This is a genomic window from Bacillus sp. LLTC93 (assembly GCF_002993125.1).
In the GTDB taxonomy this organism is placed as follows: domain Bacteria; phylum Bacillota; class Bacilli; order Bacillales; family Bacillaceae; genus Bacillus; species Bacillus zhangzhouensis.
The window spans coordinates 22,709-40,113 of the sequence record NZ_PVME01000004.1 but is presented as its reverse complement, the minus strand read 5'-3'; the positions used below and the strand labels follow the sequence as shown (position 1 = coordinate 40,113).

23 protein-coding genes are annotated in these 17,405 nt (G+C 40.2%); all 23 read right to left on the bottom strand.

All coding sequences use genetic code 11. From position 1 onward, the window contains the following. Window positions 1-169: 169 nt before the first annotated feature. Window positions 170-928 (bottom strand): DUF4097 family beta strand repeat-containing protein, encoded by a 759-nt coding sequence (locus C6W18_RS14025; RefSeq protein WP_105927942.1) that lies wholly within the window; start codon window positions 926-928, stop codon window positions 170-172. Window positions 929-955: 27 nt separating this feature from the next. Next, the gene (locus C6W18_RS14020; RefSeq protein ID WP_105927941.1) at window positions 956-1,645 is read right to left on the bottom strand and encodes a bacitracin ABC transporter permease; all 690 of its coding nucleotides are present in this window, start codon (window positions 1,643-1,645) and stop codon (window positions 956-958) included. Between the two features lie 69 nt (window positions 1,646-1,714). Beyond that, on the bottom strand, window positions 1,715-2,347 hold the full coding sequence (locus C6W18_RS14015) for a TetR/AcrR family transcriptional regulator (protein ID WP_105928113.1): 633 nt from the start codon (window positions 2,345-2,347) through the stop codon (window positions 1,715-1,717). Window positions 2,348-2,475: 128 nt separating this feature from the next. Continuing rightward, window positions 2,476-3,366 (bottom strand): helix-turn-helix domain-containing protein, encoded by an 891-nt coding sequence (locus C6W18_RS14010; protein WP_105927940.1) that lies wholly within the window; start codon window positions 3,364-3,366, stop codon window positions 2,476-2,478. A 185-nt stretch (window positions 3,367-3,551) separates the two neighbouring features. Further along, a complete protein-coding gene (locus C6W18_RS14005; RefSeq protein WP_105927939.1) occupies window positions 3,552-4,496 on the bottom strand; it encodes an alpha/beta hydrolase in 945 nt (314 codons plus the stop codon). 55 nt (window positions 4,497-4,551) lie between these two features. Beyond that, window positions 4,552-4,851, bottom strand: coding sequence for a hypothetical protein (locus tag C6W18_RS14000; protein ID WP_105927938.1), 300 nt, complete (start codon window positions 4,849-4,851; stop codon window positions 4,552-4,554). Then, window positions 4,848-5,063 (bottom strand): helix-turn-helix transcriptional regulator, encoded by a 216-nt coding sequence (locus C6W18_RS13995; RefSeq protein ID WP_105927937.1) that lies wholly within the window; start codon window positions 5,061-5,063, stop codon window positions 4,848-4,850. The genes C6W18_RS14000 and C6W18_RS13995 overlap by 4 nt, the downstream gene beginning before the upstream one ends. A 188-nt stretch (window positions 5,064-5,251) precedes the next feature. Further along, window positions 5,252-5,857, bottom strand: coding sequence for an ABC-2 transporter permease (locus C6W18_RS13990; RefSeq protein ID WP_105927936.1), 606 nt, complete (start codon window positions 5,855-5,857; stop codon window positions 5,252-5,254). Next, entirely contained in the window at window positions 5,841-6,716 is an 876-nt protein-coding gene (locus C6W18_RS13985; RefSeq protein WP_105927935.1) for an ABC transporter ATP-binding protein, read from the bottom strand. The genes C6W18_RS13990 and C6W18_RS13985 overlap by 17 nt, the downstream gene beginning before the upstream one ends. 5 nt (window positions 6,717-6,721) lie before the next feature. Beyond that, window positions 6,722-7,093: a GntR family transcriptional regulator gene (locus tag C6W18_RS13980; protein ID WP_003217079.1), complete on the bottom strand. Its 372-nt coding sequence runs from the start codon at window positions 7,091-7,093 to the stop codon at window positions 6,722-6,724. A 151-nt stretch (window positions 7,094-7,244) separates the two neighbouring features. Next, entirely contained in the window at window positions 7,245-8,372 is a 1,128-nt protein-coding gene (locus C6W18_RS13975; RefSeq protein ID WP_105927934.1) for a DUF418 domain-containing protein, read from the bottom strand. A 146-nt stretch (window positions 8,373-8,518) separates the two neighbouring features. Further along, complete coding sequence (locus C6W18_RS13970) at window positions 8,519-8,716, bottom strand: hypothetical protein (protein WP_105927933.1); 198 nt, start codon at window positions 8,714-8,716, stop codon at window positions 8,519-8,521. Window positions 8,717-8,739: 23 nt separating this feature from the next. Further along, a complete protein-coding gene (locus C6W18_RS13965; RefSeq protein WP_223251715.1) occupies window positions 8,740-8,997 on the bottom strand; it encodes a TlpA family protein disulfide reductase in 258 nt (85 codons plus the stop codon). 66 nt (window positions 8,998-9,063) lie between these two features. Beyond that, window positions 9,064-9,579: a HEAT repeat domain-containing protein gene (locus C6W18_RS13960; protein ID WP_105927932.1), complete on the bottom strand. Its 516-nt coding sequence runs from the start codon at window positions 9,577-9,579 to the stop codon at window positions 9,064-9,066. Between the two features lie 18 nt (window positions 9,580-9,597). After that, window positions 9,598-11,019, bottom strand: a complete 1,422-nt coding sequence (gene skfF / locus C6W18_RS13955; RefSeq protein WP_105927931.1) for a sporulation killing factor system integral membrane protein — start codon at window positions 11,017-11,019, stop codon at window positions 9,598-9,600. Next, entirely contained in the window at window positions 11,012-11,734 is a 723-nt protein-coding gene (locus tag C6W18_RS13950) for an ABC transporter ATP-binding protein (RefSeq protein ID WP_105927930.1), read from the bottom strand. The genes skfF and C6W18_RS13950 overlap by 8 nt, the downstream gene beginning before the upstream one ends. Before the next feature lie 233 nt (window positions 11,735-11,967). After that, window positions 11,968-12,378: a RidA family protein gene (locus C6W18_RS13945; protein ID WP_105927929.1), complete on the bottom strand. Its 411-nt coding sequence runs from the start codon at window positions 12,376-12,378 to the stop codon at window positions 11,968-11,970. A 258-nt stretch (window positions 12,379-12,636) separates the two neighbouring features. Then, complete coding sequence (locus C6W18_RS13940) at window positions 12,637-13,401, bottom strand: ABC transporter permease (protein WP_105927928.1); 765 nt, start codon at window positions 13,399-13,401, stop codon at window positions 12,637-12,639. Then, the gene (locus C6W18_RS13935) at window positions 13,398-14,315 is read right to left on the bottom strand and encodes an ABC transporter ATP-binding protein (RefSeq protein ID WP_105927927.1); all 918 of its coding nucleotides are present in this window, start codon (window positions 14,313-14,315) and stop codon (window positions 13,398-13,400) included. The genes C6W18_RS13940 and C6W18_RS13935 overlap by 4 nt, the downstream gene beginning before the upstream one ends. A 14-nt stretch (window positions 14,316-14,329) precedes the next feature. Then, window positions 14,330-14,521 (bottom strand): PLD nuclease N-terminal domain-containing protein, encoded by a 192-nt coding sequence (locus C6W18_RS13930; protein WP_003217265.1) that lies wholly within the window; start codon window positions 14,519-14,521, stop codon window positions 14,330-14,332. A gap of 173 nt (window positions 14,522-14,694) precedes the next feature. Further along, entirely contained in the window at window positions 14,695-15,051 is a 357-nt protein-coding gene (locus C6W18_RS13925) for a DUF2200 domain-containing protein (RefSeq protein ID WP_105927926.1), read from the bottom strand. Window positions 15,052-15,175: 124 nt separating this feature from the next. Continuing rightward, window positions 15,176-15,490: a hypothetical protein gene (locus tag C6W18_RS13920; RefSeq protein WP_105927925.1), complete on the bottom strand. Its 315-nt coding sequence runs from the start codon at window positions 15,488-15,490 to the stop codon at window positions 15,176-15,178. Window positions 15,491-15,552: 62 nt separating this feature from the next. Then, window positions 15,553-17,355, bottom strand: a complete 1,803-nt coding sequence (gene glmS / locus C6W18_RS13915; protein WP_105927924.1) for a glutamine--fructose-6-phosphate transaminase (isomerizing) — start codon at window positions 17,353-17,355, stop codon at window positions 15,553-15,555. Window positions 17,356-17,405 lie beyond the last annotated feature (50 nt).

The following is a 17,405-nucleotide window of genomic DNA, read 5'->3' as shown; positions in this document are numbered from 1 at the left end:
TTTCATTCTGATTATGAAACATCAACCTATTGATGTATATTATCATAATAAATCTACCCTTAAAAAACAATTGTTTTTTTGAGGAAAACATTATTAACTAAATATTCTGACATAAAAAGAGATTCAAATTGTTTTATATTGATATATTGAATAAGAGGGTAAAATAACTTCAATGCGTTTCACTTAATCTAAACTGACCACCTCTTATATCGATTTCGAAGGTCTTCTGTCCATTTTTATGCACCTTGTTCTCCTTCTCGCCAACACAAGGGAAGTCATTCTGAAAGACACCTGATCTTTTCTTTACGTAACATGAAAATCCATCATTCTCTGGAATTGCCAATTTGACATCTGCACCAGTTGTAGTCGATTTGAGTGAATGCAGCATAGTTATAGAATCAATCTGTATCTTTCTACCTGTTGCATGCAGATCAATATCTGAAAAAGCACCTACCATCTCCACTTTTGACGATGTGGTGCGCAATTCCAATGTTTGTGTGATGAGCTGTTGACTAGAAATAAGTCCACCAACAGTCTGTAAACGCAGATGCTTGATATTTCCCATGAACATCGCCTTTCCAGAAGTCAATTGACACTTGATTTCCTCCATCCTTAGCCCGTCTAAGTGAAGATTTGCTCCTTTACAATGAATAGACATGGACTGTATTTGTTTTTGAGGGAGATAAATCTCCAAATCCGTTTTGTGTAGGTGAAGACCTAAACTGAACTTTCTTTTTCTTCTATCCTGAATCACCAGCCTTCCTTCCCTTACTTGATAATGCAGTAAATGCCGGCGAGGAAAGGCATTATTTGTGATTTGATGAATCAATATATAAGAATGATCATGCTGATGAATACGAACTTTCCCTATCAACCAATCTAGCGATAGCTCAACGACTGCTTCTTCAATTTGAACCGTATGCTCCACATGTCTCCCTCCTTTTTTCATCACGACTCATATCGTTTTCAGCCGGCCAACCTTACTCATCATTTCAAGGATCACGATGAAGACAGACACGGTCATCGCTCCCAATAGAACGAGATTCAGTTGATCATTTCCATAGCTTGCTATCGACACGTTTCCTAAAACGGCACATAATAAGATTGCAGTTATGATGGTGGTGAAAACAGATTTCTTCATAAAACCTATTCTCATCGCTATCATACCAATCCCATTGACACAACAAGTAAACACAAGGAAGGTTTTTAAGAAAGTAAAAAAGAACTCAGCAGTCATCGTATCATGAACAATTGGTAAGATGGCTTCCGTGAAACCAAACACAACAAATGAGGGAATGATACTAAACAACATAGCCACCGTCGATAAGCACATCATCAAGACCATTTTAGAAAAGAGTAATGGTTTCAGGTTGGCTGCATTGGAGCTGGATTGATGTTCCCGACATGCAGTGACCACAACTAGCCAATACATCTTAGCTGTTAGTATAGAAAAAAAGATCATACATATTGCGCTCGTTAATAAGTAAATATTCATGTATTGCTGAAAACCCGTCTCCTGTTCTACCTGTGCAACAAACGCGACAAAATAGATCAATACCAGCAGCACGATACTCGCTATCATACTAGCTCGAATGTATTGTTTGATATGACTTTTTCTTAACTCAAGTTTCATTAAATGAAGCATGATGAACCCTCCTATAATATGGAATGTCTTTGGCATTTCAACAACAAAAGTACTTCTCTGTCTGACCACTTATGTTTCAGGCTGATCATACCCTCCAATACCAGCATAATGCGCTGTGACCTTTTGAATAAATAGATCACTCACCACATCTACTCCAAGTCCTTTCATCATCTGTTGTAAAAACAGCAAGCGCTGAACAGTTTCTTGTTGATCACGAGCAAATAGCGTTGGATTCAACCATATATTCACAAGAAGCATAAACACCTCTGCCACTTCACCAGGAAAAGCAGTCGTCATTGACCCATCTTCAATCCCTTCAAGAATTAGCCGTTTGATTTTGAGCGCATCATGATTGACTCCTACCTTCATCCCTTCAACCACAAATTGTGGATTTTTGATCTGGTCAACCAAGATCCCATCAATTGAATGAGACTGCGGGTCTGCCACAAGCTGCTCTAGAATCAGCTGTAGCTTCTCTTTTGCATGAGCTGCCTCCGTATGCTCGATCAGCTCCTCAAGCTTCTGCGTCGCATAACGAAATTGCCGATCCATCACGGCACGTAATATTTCTTCCTTCGATTTAAAATGATGATAAATAGCACCCTTAGACATATTCAATTCATGGATAATATCCTGCAAACTCGTCTTTTCGAATCCTTTTTCCTGAAACAACTTCGTCGACACGTCCAAAATCTGCTGGATTGTCTTTTCTGGATATTTATTTCTAGCCAAATGAAACGCCTCCTTTTACATACCGACCGTTGGTATGTATATTATAAGCTTTATTATAAACTGTCAATACAGGTTTGTATAGAACAAAAAAAGACCGCTTACACGGTCTTCTCAAGCTCAAATTGTAAATTCACAGGGGTATCTGGCAGTGCTGAGGCTTCCACCATATTGGTTGTAGGTGTCTTCTCATCCACTTCCTCAAATCGAAAACCGTCTGCCCATACTCTTCCCTGCCCGCCGAGCAGCACCCCAAAATGAATGGATTCACTGTGAGAAGGAATATCTAATACAATCGAATATTGATTCCATTCCGTAGAGCCTGTCACAGGTCGATTCTGCATATTATCAAACTGTACTATATCTCCTTTTCCATCATCTACACGCATCCAAACCCCTGCAGATGACGCATCCTCCGATTTTAAGAAAGCAGAGAGCTTGAGCCGTTTCCCCACATATTCTTTTGCTTGGAACCCTTGCATCATCGTTGCAAACTGTCCATCCTGAACGCCTTCTTTAGAAGATAAAACACCTGCTTGCTTCCCAGTATGAAACACTGCTGTATCAACACCCATCTCATACATATTCGGATGTGAACCACTCAATCCCCAGCCAGGCACCACTTCATGTAATGTCATAGAAACTTCCTCCTTTTTCATTTGCATATCTCTCATCAATGTCCGGTACATTCCAGGAGGTAAAGAATAGAGATGCTTAAAAGCACGCGTAAAGGCTTCCTGCGATTGGAACTGTAACGAAAAAGCGATATCTAATATCCCCTGATCTGTATACAAAAGAAGCTGTGCAGCCGTAGCTAACCTTCGTTTCCGCACATATTCCCCCATCGACAGCCCTGTTTCTTTTTTAAACACACGCAGCAAATGAAAATGAGAATACCCCACTTTCTCAGGCACCTGCCTCAGCGAGAGCTCATCCATCAAATGCGACTCCAAATAGGAAATCACCTCTTGCGTAACCCGACTATACATCATCTCCCTCACCTCTTCTTGATCATAAAACAAATTGCCAAGTACGTTTTGATCGAAATTGCTTTATGTCAATTTGGAATCAACAAAACATCAGTAATGGCTTTATACAAGGGAACAAACCACCCAGTGAATATAAAAAGTTCATGGGTGGTATGAGTCATCTTTATCACCTATAGATCGAAAACAACTTAATGTTCTCTTTTCATTTTAGACATAAAATCTCTAAAATCATCTGCGATTTCCTTTGATTTCGTATGATGCAAATAATGGCCACCTTTAAAAGTAACTACTTTTCCATGGTTTGAGTTTTTCAGCAAATCCTCATGCATTGGCTTCCAGCTAGGTGTTTCTGCCTCCGTTTGATCGGCTAGGTAGAAAATAACAGGAAGTTCCTTAGGATATTGTAAGCGCTCGGCGCTTTTAAAATTATTCGTGAAATTTTCTGCCTCACTAGCTTGGCTTTCATTCAAGAAGTTCTTAAATGTCAGCATTTTGATCTGCTCTTTCGTTTTGTCATCCACTTTAGGCGTAATCAGTTGCTCTGGGTTCACTTTCACTAATAACCTGTAAAAACCTGATTGATCGAGCAGCTGTAAGCTAGAGACTGGCAATTCATCTGTATCCTGCTTAGGAACACTGCTATCAATTCCAACAAATGCTGTGACTTCTTTTTCATACTGATTAACATATTCCAATCCATATATCCCAGAAATCGAATGACCCATCATCGTATATTTTTTAATATTGAGCTTCTGCAAACATTCGTGAATCTCATCCACAATGTTTTGACTTGTCCGTACTTTATCAGTATCGTCACTTAAACCATAACCAAATGGTTCAATCACTACGACTCTGTAATATGGCGATAATTCATTTACAAGCGGCATAAAATCAAGCACTGGTGAAGCGGTCCCATAACCTGGAAGAAGCACAACCGTTTCTTTTCCACTGCCTTGAATCAACACGTTCATCTTTTTACCATCAACCGGGACCATTTGCCCGTAAGATTCTATTTTCTCCTTCTCCCTTTCCTTACTAAATAGATTGACAAAGTAAACACTTGCTAGAAAAACAACCAGTACAGTGATGATGGTGATGATGAATATAAGCATCATCCTCAATAATTTTTTCATTGTTTTTCTCTTCCTTTCATGAAGAACTCCAGCTTACATCCATAGATAACAAAAGCTAATATTTTTTTTCACAATAGATGATACCGATTGTATTTGCGCAAACACTTGATACATACATAAATGTTATGGCTATATAAAACCATTCTGTTGGAGATGAAAATTGATGGACTAAAGATTGAATGATAACAACTAATAGATAAGCTAAAGCAACACCTACAATAGAAAAGCTTCCTGCTTTCGCTAAAATAAATTGTCCTCGTTCATCATGTTTATATTCACGGTTCTTCTTAAATTGAAAAACTGTGCTTAAAATGGAAAGGATAATTAGAGAATAAAGTATGATAGTCGTTATCATCGTTGCTCCTCCTTGTCGACTTCTTGAAATACGTCATACAAGTCAACTTCAAATGTCCTAGCAATTTGAAATGCTAGTTTTAAAGACAAAGAATATTTACCATTTTCAATAGATGCCACCGTTTGACGAGTCACACCTAACTTCTCTGCCAAATCCTTTTGTGTCCAGTCTCTTTCTGCCCGTAAGACCTTAATTCGATTTTTAATCTCCATTTCAAATTCCTTTCTTAAAGGAAGATTTATTTAACAATATGTTAAAAATAATTAACATTATGTTAATTAACAATAACCTCTTTTCTTCTGTATGTCAATTTCACCGGATGCAAAAAAATAAGAATCATCCATTTTGAAAGTCCTACCTCAAAATGAATGATTCTCTAAAAATGATGTGATCATCTGAATTAGAACACTTTCCTCTGGTAAATCGCAGTAGAAAGTCCCCAAGACAGCAAGTAGATGAGCATAATCAACACAGTTGATCCCGTATATAAAATAGGGATCGATAAATTCATCATAAAATCAGTGATCCCACTGAATTGCTCTGCTAAATAGAGAACAACTGGCGGTCCCATAGCAGATAATAGGATAAAGCCAATGATCACTGCCGTTGTGATATAACCAGGCTTTAAGATATAAAACAATGGAAACGTGCACGCCGCGAACAATAAAAACAACCCGCTGCCAAGAGCAATATCCATCATCGAAAACAGCTTCCCAAAACTAAATAAAGCAGCACTTGTCAGCCCGATCGCAATGACCATATAAAAAACGGCACCAAGATAACGAGATGCAATAATTTCATTCCGTGTATAAGGCAAAGAATTTAATAGGATATTCGTTTCTGCCTTCTCATCGTACGCATATGTGTTAAATGGAATGAAGACACTAGCGACGAGAAACGTCAATACTGGATGGACATCCATGAAAATAAAAAATAAGATAAACGGAATAAAAATAAGTAACTGCTTCTTTTGCAAAATCACATCACGCTTAATTAAATGAAACATGCTTCACCCCGCCTTTCAAATAAAACATGATATCCTCAAGCGACGCCGGTTCAATCACAACAGCATCCCCAAAAATAAGTTTCACTTCATCAATCCGATCTGTTAATGCTTCAAATCCGGCTGCCGTACGCTGAATATGGATAAACGCCTTTTCTGTGTCTCGATCCAACAAATCCAGACTCCCCTTCACAAGCGCATAATTCTCCGCTACCTCGTGAATCGACTGTTGAAAGACCAATCTTCCATTTTGTATAAACGCAATATAATCCGCGATGCGATCTAAATCAGTCGTCATATGCGTCGAGAAAAAGATCGTTCGATTTCCATCAATCATCAATTCTTGTAACGTGCCGAGCAGCTCTCTTCTAAAGACCGGATCCAACCCAGCAGTTGGTTCATCCATGATAATCAGCTCTGCATGATGCGACAGCGCAATCGCAAGTGACGCCTTCATCTGCATCCCTTTTGAAAATGTTTTGATCGCTTTATTCAGCGGCAGACCAAACTGTTCAATATATTGATAAAAAAGCTGGTCATCCCAGCGTTTATAGGCAGGTGCCACAATTCGTTTGATGTCTTTTAAATTCAATCCTGGGAAAAAAACGTTAGCATCGTAAACAAAGCCGATTCGTTCCTTAATCTCTTTTTCATGGGTGCGATAATCTAATCCGAAGATTTTAACCTCACCCGAATCTGGCTTTAACAAATTCATGATCATTTTAATAGTTGTCGACTTACCAGCACCATTTTCTCCAATAAACCCTGTAACAAAGCCTTTTTTGACCTGTAAATCAAGATTCTGAACAGAAAAGTCCTTGAATCGTTTTGATACTCCTTTGAATTCAATCACGTGCTCCACTCATCTCACTCCTCATACAAGAACTTTAATAACTGCTGCAATTCATCAAAAGATAAGCCTAATTCCTTGCCGTTTGTGACAACCGCTCCAAGCTGTTCCTCAATCACCTTCAATTTCTTCTCTCTCATGACCTCTAGGTTTTGCTCGGCAACAAATGATCCCTTACCGACAATCGAATAAATAAATCCTGCCTTCTCTAACTCTTCATATGCTCGCTTTGTTGTGATGACGCTGATTTGTAAATCCTTCGCCAGCTTTCGAATAGACGGTAGTGCCGCGCCTTCCGCCAGCTCACCCGTTAAAATCATCGATTTAATTTGATTCGTAATTTGCTCATAGATGGGCTCCTTAGAGTGGTTTGAAATCGTAATTTGCATATAAAAACCTCTTTTTTTCTGTACTGGTGTTCGGAACGAAATATTGTATATATACATTATATACACACTGGAAGAATAATCAACCATTTTTTGATTGCAACTCAACTAAAAAAACCGCACAGCTCTTCAGCTATGCGGCCTTCCCCAAAATTTATCTCCAATACACCCATTTTCCCATCATCCACTCCACCGGACCTCTTCTCCATTTTTTCAAATAGAGATAGCTGATGAACAGCTGTGCTGTGTACAGTCCGACAGCAAGCAGCAGCCCCAACATTGACCCCATCTGCCCAAATAGACCAAGTCCATAAGAATAGAAAATCGTTGTACAAATGATCGACTGCGCCAAATAGTTTGATAGGGACAAACGGCCAAGCCCTGCAAGCAAACGTTTGAGGCCTTCGGCTACCTTCGAATAGTAGAAAACAATAAAAGCTTGAATATACCCGATCGCCAGTACATAGCCACCGAGAATCATAACGAATTCACTCCAAGGCGAATCAATGAACGTCGCACATTTTAGCGCAAGCCCGACGACAATGACCCAGACCCAGCCTTTGCGATAAGCCACCCCTCGATCTTCTTCCGTGAGATGTCCTCGTTTACCAATCACCATACCTAGCAATGCAAACGGACCCACCATCATCGTACCGAAAAGAAACCCTAGTATCGGCATAAGCGTAATGGTCACGATCGCCATAATAATGGTGACAATCACCATATCGTCTTCAATCGTAATCCGGCTGAGCAAAATATCCCCATACGCACCCTTCGCATACACATCGGTTAATAAATCATCATTTCCATAAACAAAGTTCATCATGTACGGCACAACCACTAATGACAAAGCCCCTAATACACCCGACCATATAAGCGTTGTTTTCACCCGGCTGCCCATAAACATCATCAAGAAAAACGTACAAGCTCCATAATAAAGAAGAATATCACCATTCCAAATAAATATGTAATGAAGCATACCAAGCACAATCAGACCAAAGCCCCGTCGAATGACGATGGCATTCGTATTCAGCCCCTGAGCCTTTGTGGATTCAATGAGCTTGATAAAAGAATAGCCAAACAAAAATGAAAAAATCGGATAAAACGACCCCTGGAACAAAATCTCCGTCACATATACCCCGAATTCCTGTCCCCACATGCTCGAATCAAACATCTTCTCAAAATCATAATCATATTGAAAATTAAGCATATTCACGATCAAAATACCTAATAAACTAAAACCACGTAAACTATCAATAAACTCAACCCTAGATCCCTTCAACACGACAGCTCCTTCGGAAAATATAAAAATAAAGCATATATATCCTACCACACTTTTTAAAAATTGGATCTGATCCCCATGTGAAAAACCGTGTTTTAAGGTAAATTTAATAAAATAACCTAGAATTTATATTTTAGGTATCATACTTATGAATGATGACTTTTTTCTTCCTTCCATAGCACACGCTTCAAATAAAGCAAAATTCCCAATCCAAACAAAATCAACGGCAACTCCCAGTCTGCAGAAATCGGCAGCCATTTAAACATCATGAGAATCAGCAAAACAGCTCCCACACCTGCATAAAAGACCACCGTTTTTTTCAATTCTTGGTTTGATTGAAACAAAACGCTCTCCTCCATAACTCTAATTATGATCGTTTTTCTAGTTTTTTTAATATTTTTTCCCAGCCGGTATCTCCCATTTTCCTATCAATTAATTGTCCCTCTTTATCTATGAGGCAAAAACTTGGCAATCCTTGAATTTTATATTTTGTGACAATCTCATAATCTTGATCCAACACAATGGGAGCAATGAGATTCTTTTCCTCCGCATATTTCGAAACAACCTCTATCGATTTTTCTTCTTCCGTATATGGAACATGGACACAGGTTAAATGGATACTCAACTGATCCACACTATGTAGAATGAATCCAAGGAAGGTGCTCAGGCCATTTAAGTATTTGCGTTCCCACTACTCATCCCCCTTTTCTTTTAATTGAAAAGCGATGATTTTTCCTAGTGCCTCTTCTGCGGCAAAAGGGACCACGTTCCCTGATGGATGTTCTTGTTCCTGTTTTAGGCACTCATACATGTTTTTTTCGATTTTTGATGGGTCAATCCAAGAGATACACCAGGATGCCCAGAAACAAGTAGGTCCCTCATAACGTTTAGCCAATGGAAGAAGGAATGGCAAACTAGGCTGACCAATCCTCATGAGTGATATCGCAGCCGCCATTCTTGTCTCCTCTTCTTCACTTTCTAATAGCTTGGCAAGGGACTCAGCTGCGTCCCCCGCATCTGCTCCAAATTCACCAAGTACTGCTGCTGCAATATTCCGCAAAGAACCCTTTTCTTTTAAGGCTTCAACAAGGACTGGCACTGCATCTTTTCCGGATTTTCTTAATTCCCCCATTGCTCGAACGATCGTTACTTCATTCGTATTGACCAAACGTTGAACCGTTTGAGATAGCTTATCTTCTGGTTTCATCACAATCAACTCCTCTTTTTAATGAGTCCTACGCCATCGATAACAAATCACATAAAATACAAATCCAGTAAATAAACATGTAATCGTTGTAAACCAGCCATTAGTGAACATATGAATGCCAATGATGATCATTGCACTTATTGCAGTTGCGATAAGCAATGATCGATAATAGATGCCCAAAGAAAGACTCGCTTCTCGTCTCAGCGGCTGCATAAAGGTAAAGAGCCGTACGGCCAAAAACCATATATAAACCCCTCCACCAAATAGGGCCCAATACAATACATCTTGAATCTCAAACAATAAAAGAGAAATAAAGTAGACAGCATACAACCAAAAGGTTTGAAACACTTCTAATAGAAGAATTTTTTGATATAAAGCGCCTGGAAAAAGATACAGCACCCCTGTTTGCGCATGCCTTACAATCCCAGCGTAATATGAACTGAGAAGGACGGATGCACCAATGACTATCAATAATAGATTCAGCCAATCTGAAAAATAAGAAATGACGACATAGTAAGTACCTATCAGCAGCATGGTAGATAACAGATGGAAGGTCACATATTTTTTCATCAACAATAATTCTAGCCAAAGAAAAGCCAAGCTTCCCGTTAATGTAGGAAGTCCCCACCACGTCTTGCCTTTCTTTGCATCCATTGGATTTGAATGAATCTGTTTCCCCTCAAATTCCTCCCAAAATGCTGCCTCCTTGACTAACGTCTCCTTCATCTCTAAACGATGACTGGCCCTGTACATCATCGTTAAAGATAACGTCATCACTCCAAGAAATATCAATAAAGAAAGGAAAGAAAACTCTTCGATCATACGTCCAACTTGAAACATAAAAGAATCAGCGATGTTCATCATTGAGGACTGTTTCATCATCAATTGATTCAAAACAAGCAGTGCAAAACAGCAAAAAATCAGTACAAAACCGAGTAAGAGCATTCGCTTATATACTTGAATGGTTCTAGCACAAGACACCGCAAGCATCCACGTTTCGGTCATACATAAAAGCCCTGTCAGGATAAGCGATTTCCCGAGTAGAAAAGGATACTGCTGCGTCAAACAAAAAAGGAGGATATCTGCAGACACGGCAGAGATCATAAGGAGAGCCCCTCGCCAAAAAATGTGATACACACATACACTCATCACAACCGTCCATAAGGAAGCACCATTTCCATATAACCAAATGATATCGTTCATCTGACTAGGCATCCGATTTGAAAACAAGCCAAAACCAGTATAAAGAACAAATAAAAAGACAATGATCCATCCTGCTACCTGAGCATTCCAATCCCCCATACTTGAGACTGCGCTCAGCTGAAAACCAATCGCAGCAATGAAAATCAGCAAGATCAGAAAAGGCATTTTCTTTTCTTGATTTTTACTGATCAAACGCCTTTGGGATTTCATCCATAAAAGTGAGAGTGTGTTATTCACTAGACCACTCCCCCAGAAGTTGAATGACTTCTGCCCGCCACTTGATCTGTTCTTCCTTCAATTGAGGAACATCAATACTTTTCATGATGTCACCGTCTCGAATCAATATCACCCTGCTAGCCGTATCAAGAACAAACTCTAGGCTATGAGTAGATACAAGGACAGCACCACCTTGACGGCTTTTTTGTATCAGCCAATCCGACAGCCATTGTGTTGAAGGGATATCCAACCCTACAGTCGGTTCATCTAAAATAAAAAGGGAGGCATCTTGCACAATGGCCCCTGCTAAAACGACACGCTGTTTTTGGCCTCTTGAAAGCCTTCCACACAGTTCGTTCATCTTCATTTCCATATGTACTTCTTTCAACGCATCATATACCTTTTCTTTGATCTGTTTTAAGCCTTTATGATAGCCCCTTGCACGGAATTGAACATGTTCAGCAACCGTTAATTTTGGATACAAATATGGCTGATCAGGGATAAGAGCTACTTGCTTTTTGACATGGGAATGATCAGGAGGAAAACCCTCTATGAGAATCTCCCCTTGATCTGGTTGATATAGACCCGTTAAACATCGAATGGTTGTCGTTTTCCCCGCACCATTAGGCCCAAGCAGCGCCACAACCTCTCCTGCTTCGATGGAAAACGACATATCCTTTATCCCATCACCATTGCTATATCGTTTGCTTACATTCTGAACCTCCATGAATGGCATGAAATCTCTCCCTTGCATTAGAGTGATGTATGCTTATCTATGGTGCTTTATAAGATAAAAGTGAATGTAATTAGACCCAATAACCATTTACCCTGATATTACCATATAGAGAATAACAAGGTAAGAGAATAGAGGTAATATATTCTATAAACATACTGAAAACGGAATTAATACAAAATAAAAAAGATTGGGCCTCAATATCCCAACCTTTTATCTATGAAATAGCTATTCCATCAAACCGACTCATCAACGGAAACCATATCCTTACACGCCCACGCATCCACCTCTACCTTTAAAGCAGGAGATGCCAAGGCAACCACATAAATCATCGTCATACAAGGCAGATGGTCACCTAAGAACTGACCCATGATTCGTTTTCTGCTCTCAGCATCAAACTCTCCTACCAAATAAAACACAAGCTTCGTGATATCTTCCACTTTCATATCTGCTGCTTCTACATTGCGTTTCACATTCTCTAACGCTAGCTCGAGTTGCTCCATCGGACTCGCTGGGATGGTTCCATCTACTTCCATCCCCACTTGACCTGATAAGGTTAACCACCGCTGTGGTCCTGTTGTCTCTATTTGATGGGTATATGGTGCAACTGGCGGGTGAATCGTCTCAGGATTACGTGAAGTTCTCATCTATCAATGACCCCTTTTCTGAAAATACAATCAATTTATACCTATCATACCAAACTTTCTTTTTCATATAGATGTTATGCTCAAGAATGAAGCCCAATCAAAAAAGCCTTTCAAATGATGCCCCGCTCCGATGCTCAATCTGTTGAAAGCCGATTTTCCATGCACAGCTCCAATTAAAATGGAAATCACCCTTGGTAGAATGATACGGAACAGGCTAAAAAAACCCTTTAGATCACCATATCCAAAGGGTACAACATGCTATAATTCTTGTTTTCTAAAAAGAAACCATCCAATGAGAAAAAAGAGGACAATCAACATCGATACACCTAAAAAACTTGTAAGAGCATGATCTGAATAGGTTCCTTGGTGTATCATTTCCTCTGCCGCACTTGTCATGCCTTTAGGTGCATACTTCCCCAGTGTGTCCTCATAAAATGGAGGGACTGTAAAAAGAATGAGATTGATCAAAAGCGAAACACCGCCAGCCGTCACCGAACGCTGAAAGAAAGCCGAGGCACAAATGGTCGACACCACAATCAGCAGTAAGTTTGGGTAATAAAGAAGTACGCCTTTTAACACGTTGATCCAGTCCAGATGCCCAAATTGAATGTCTACATAATATACGGAGGCCAGCACCGCCACCACCAAACTAAAAAAGGTCAGACAGGCATAGGCGCATATTTTTGATACATAATAACTCGTTCGACTGACTGGTTTTACCATAATCATCGAAGCCACCCCAGAGGCACGCTCTCCCGCGATCGTCCCCATCACAATCATAATCAAGATAAAAACGCCGAGCGAATCGAATTTGCTCAATGCACTTGCTAACGCCTCTCCAGCACTTGGCTCTGGTATATAAAATGTTGATCCTTCAGGTAAATTAGCTGATTTCGATAGAAGATCTGGCAGCATTTTCAACGTAATAGGCTGCGTGATCATTAAAATCGTAAAAATGATGGGAACAAATAAGATTTTATAACTAGTGAATAACTCCCTAAATTCCTTTTTGAACATCATCATGAATTCACAACCTTCATGAAAATATCTTCAAGCGTCAGCTTAGATAGTCGATAATTGAGTAGTACGCCGCCCGTTTCAGTGATGAGACCAGGCAGTTCCTTCAATGCCGTTCGTTGATCGTTGACTCGCACCTGATAACCCTCCCCCGTATCAATGCATTCTTCCACCCAAACCCGCTCTTTTAACAAAGCCACTAGTTCCGCATTCTGTTTTTCTAATTGGAATTCGATGACGGGCTGGATATAGTCTTCTTTGATCTGTTTCATGGAAGAGGACATCTCAATTTTCCCGCTGTTGATCATGATAATATGATCCGCCACTCTTTCAATGTCATCTAAAATATGGGTCGACATAAAGATCAACATCTCTTGTTTTAGACGCTCAATCAATGTTAGAACGTCTTTTCTTCCCATGGGATCAAGTGCGGACATAGGTTCATCTAGGATGAGAACCTTCGGGCTGTTGATGAGTGCCTGCGCAATGGCGAGCCTCTGCTTCATTCCTCCGCTATAGCTGCCTATGGAACGATCCTTCGCCTCATCAATGCGGCAAAGCTTCAACAGTTCCTCCGTTTTAGAGTGAATCAATTTTTTCTCTAAATGAAATAACCCGCCAACCCAATGCATCCACTCCTGCCCCGTCATATCCTGATAAAATGCAGGTTGCTGCGGACAATACCCGATCACATGACTGATTTGATTCATATCCTTTGTCACATCCAAACCCGCCACCTTCACGACGCCAGACGTAGGACGAGCAAGCCCCGTCAAAATACGAATTGTTGTCGTCTTTCCTGCTCCATTGGCTCCTAAAAAGCCTACACACCCGACTTCTCCAACGGAAAACGATACATTTTTTAAAATCTCATGCCGACCATATGATTTCGTCAGCCCATGACACTCCAGCATATTCAAGCGAATTCCCCCTATTAAGATTGTTTACGACCAAAAATGAAATACGCAATAGGACCGGCACTCGCCACAAACACAATCACCAAAGCCCAAACCCACTTCACTTCTCCTCTGATTCTCGATGGATCTCTTTTCAGCAAATCAAACAAACCAATCACCATTAAAATAGCTTGCAGCAAAATGAGAGGTAAAATCATCTTCATATCCATCCACGCCACTCCTTTTTCATACACCAATTTTTTTGATATCACTTCTTTTGACGACATCAAGAATGGATTCGTTCAAATGAGTTTTATTTTTATTGGTCGAATGATCTATAAGAGGGTGTAAATGATATAAAAAAGCCCAGTGAAGGTGCGTTCACTGGGCTTACTAGTTATTTTCATGATGAACCTCGCAAAATCTTTTCCATCGCCTTTCCTTTCGCTAACTCATCAATCAGCTTATCCATATACCGAATGTTTTTCATGATTTCTTCCTCAATGTCCTCTACCCGAACACCACAGATGACTCCTTTGATTAAGCTGCGGGAAGGGTGAAGCTCAGGAGCCTCAACGAAAAAGGTTTCAACATCTGCCTGTTTATCCACCTGTTCCTGCAACTCTTCTTGACTGTACCCTGTCAACCAACAAATGATCCTATCAACTTCAGCCTTCGTTCGTCCTTTTCTCTCTGCTTTTGCGATATAGAGAGGATAGACTTTTGCAAAACTCATTGTGTAGATTTTAGGTTTGAGCATGTGTTCTTCTCTCTTTCTTTGTTAAATATTTAACCTGTATTACCAGCGCAAGGTGCGTTTGGTATTCTATTTTTATATAATTAGCGCATTATCACCCATGTGAAATTATGGATGTAAATATAACTTATAAACGATAATATAAACCTTGACCATTTCCCTTTTTATTCTTTTCATCTTTTTTGAAAGCTCTATATTTTAAAAATTGAACAATACAAAATCCAAGAAATACACCAATCGGCCCTCCACTTGAGGCAGGACCGCCAATCAACAAATAAGAGCTAATAAACAATGCGACATAACCAATCAAGAAAAAAGCAATTCCCCATTTTTCCTTTTTTAAGTATCGAATAAAAATAACATCTCCCCCTTGAAATTGATATTGAATGTACGACCTTATCGAATCTATTTTTAACTTTAAATTACTTAGTTCTTTTGACACAAAAACACCCCTTTAGAAAATGATATCTAAAGGGGTATCAAAAATCTGATTTTATCTAATCCCTACTCCACCGTCACACTCTTCGCAAGGTTACGTGGTTTATCCACATCACACCCGCGGTGAAGGGCTGCGTAGTAAGCGATCAGCTGTAATGGAACAACAGATGCAAGTGGTGCAAGTGCTGGGTGTACAGCTGGAAGGACGAAACGGTCGCCTTCGTCTTCTAGACCTTTCAGTGAGATGACACATGGGTTTGCGCCGCGTGCAACAACTTCTTTGACGTTACCGCGAATGCTTAAGTTCACGTGCTCTTGCGTTGCAAGGGCAATGACCGGTGTGCCTTCTTCAATTAAAGCAATGGTGCCGTGTTTGAGTTCTCCGCCAGCAAAACCTTCTGCTTGGATGTAAGAGATCTCTTTTAGTTTTAGTGAACCTTCAAGGCACACATAGTAGTCAAGTCCTCTTCCGATAAAGAATGCGTTACGTGTCACTGTGAAGAAATCACGAGCGATTTGTTCCATTTCATCCTTTTGATCCACAAGGGCTTCCATTGCGTTTGCCACAATACCAAGCTCTTTCACAAGATCAAAATCAAGAGATTGACCATTTAATTCAGCTGCAACGGATGCAAGGATCGCAAGAACAGCGATTTGTGCTGTGTAGGCTTTTGTTGAAGCCACTGCGATTTCTGGTCCTGCATGAAGAAGCAATGTAAAGTCCGCTTCACGAGAAAGCGTAGACCCTGGTACGTTTGTGATCGTTAATGCTTTATGACCAAGCTCTTTGACTTGAACAAGTACAGCACGGCTGTCCGCAGTCTCCCCAGATTGAGAAAGGAAGATGAACAACGGTTTTTTCGATAGAAGCGGCATATTGTAAGAGAATTCACTTGCTACATGGACTTCTACAGGTACTTTTGCCCAGTTTTCAATGTATTGTTTACCAACAAGACCTGCATGGTAGCTCGTTCCGCAAGCCACAATGTAAATGCGGTCTGCTTCTGCTACTGCGCTTGCGATATCGCCAGCGACTGACAGCTTGCCGTTTTCGTCTTGATATTCTTGGATGATTTTGCGCATCACAAGCGGCTGTTCATCCGTTTCTTTTAACATGTAGTGAGGATATGTGCCTTTCTCGATGTCGCTTGCATCTAGCTCAGCGATATAAGAAGGACGTGTCATGATATCACCGTCAAGGTTTTTGATGATAACCTCGTCTTTTGTGACAATGACCATTTCTTTATCCATTAATTCCGCATATTCGTTTGTTACTTGAAGCATCGCCATTGCGTCAGAAGCCACAACGTTGAAGTCTTCGCCGAAACCAACCAATAATGGGCTTTTGTTTTTCGCCACATAGATTGTTTCTTTGTTTTCGTTATCGAAAAGGGCAATTGCGTAAGAGCCTTTTAATTGAAGAAGCGTTTGACGGAAAGCTTCCTCTGTATCAAGACCTCTGTTCACAAATTGTTCGATGACTTGAACAACAACCTCTGTATCTGTGTCGCTTTTAAGTGTGATGTCTTGTAAATATTCGCGTGTCAATTGTACATAGTTCTCGATGACACCGTTATGAACAAGCGTAAAACGGCCAGAAGCACTTTGATGCGGATGCGCATTTAGATGACTTGGTACACCGTGTGTTGCCCAGCGTGTATGTCCAATTCCCGCTGTAGATGCCACGTTTGCATCAACGACCTCACGAAGCTCAGCGATACGTCCTTTTTCTTTGAACACATGCACGCCTTCTTCGTTTGCCACAGCGATACCTGCTGAGTCATACCCACGGTACTCAAGCTTTTCTAAACCTTTTAATAAGATTTCCTTCGCATCATTCTGACCAATATAACCTACGATTCCACACATAAATATTCTTCCTCCCGATCATGTGAAAGGGACAAAGAAAGCCTACTAAA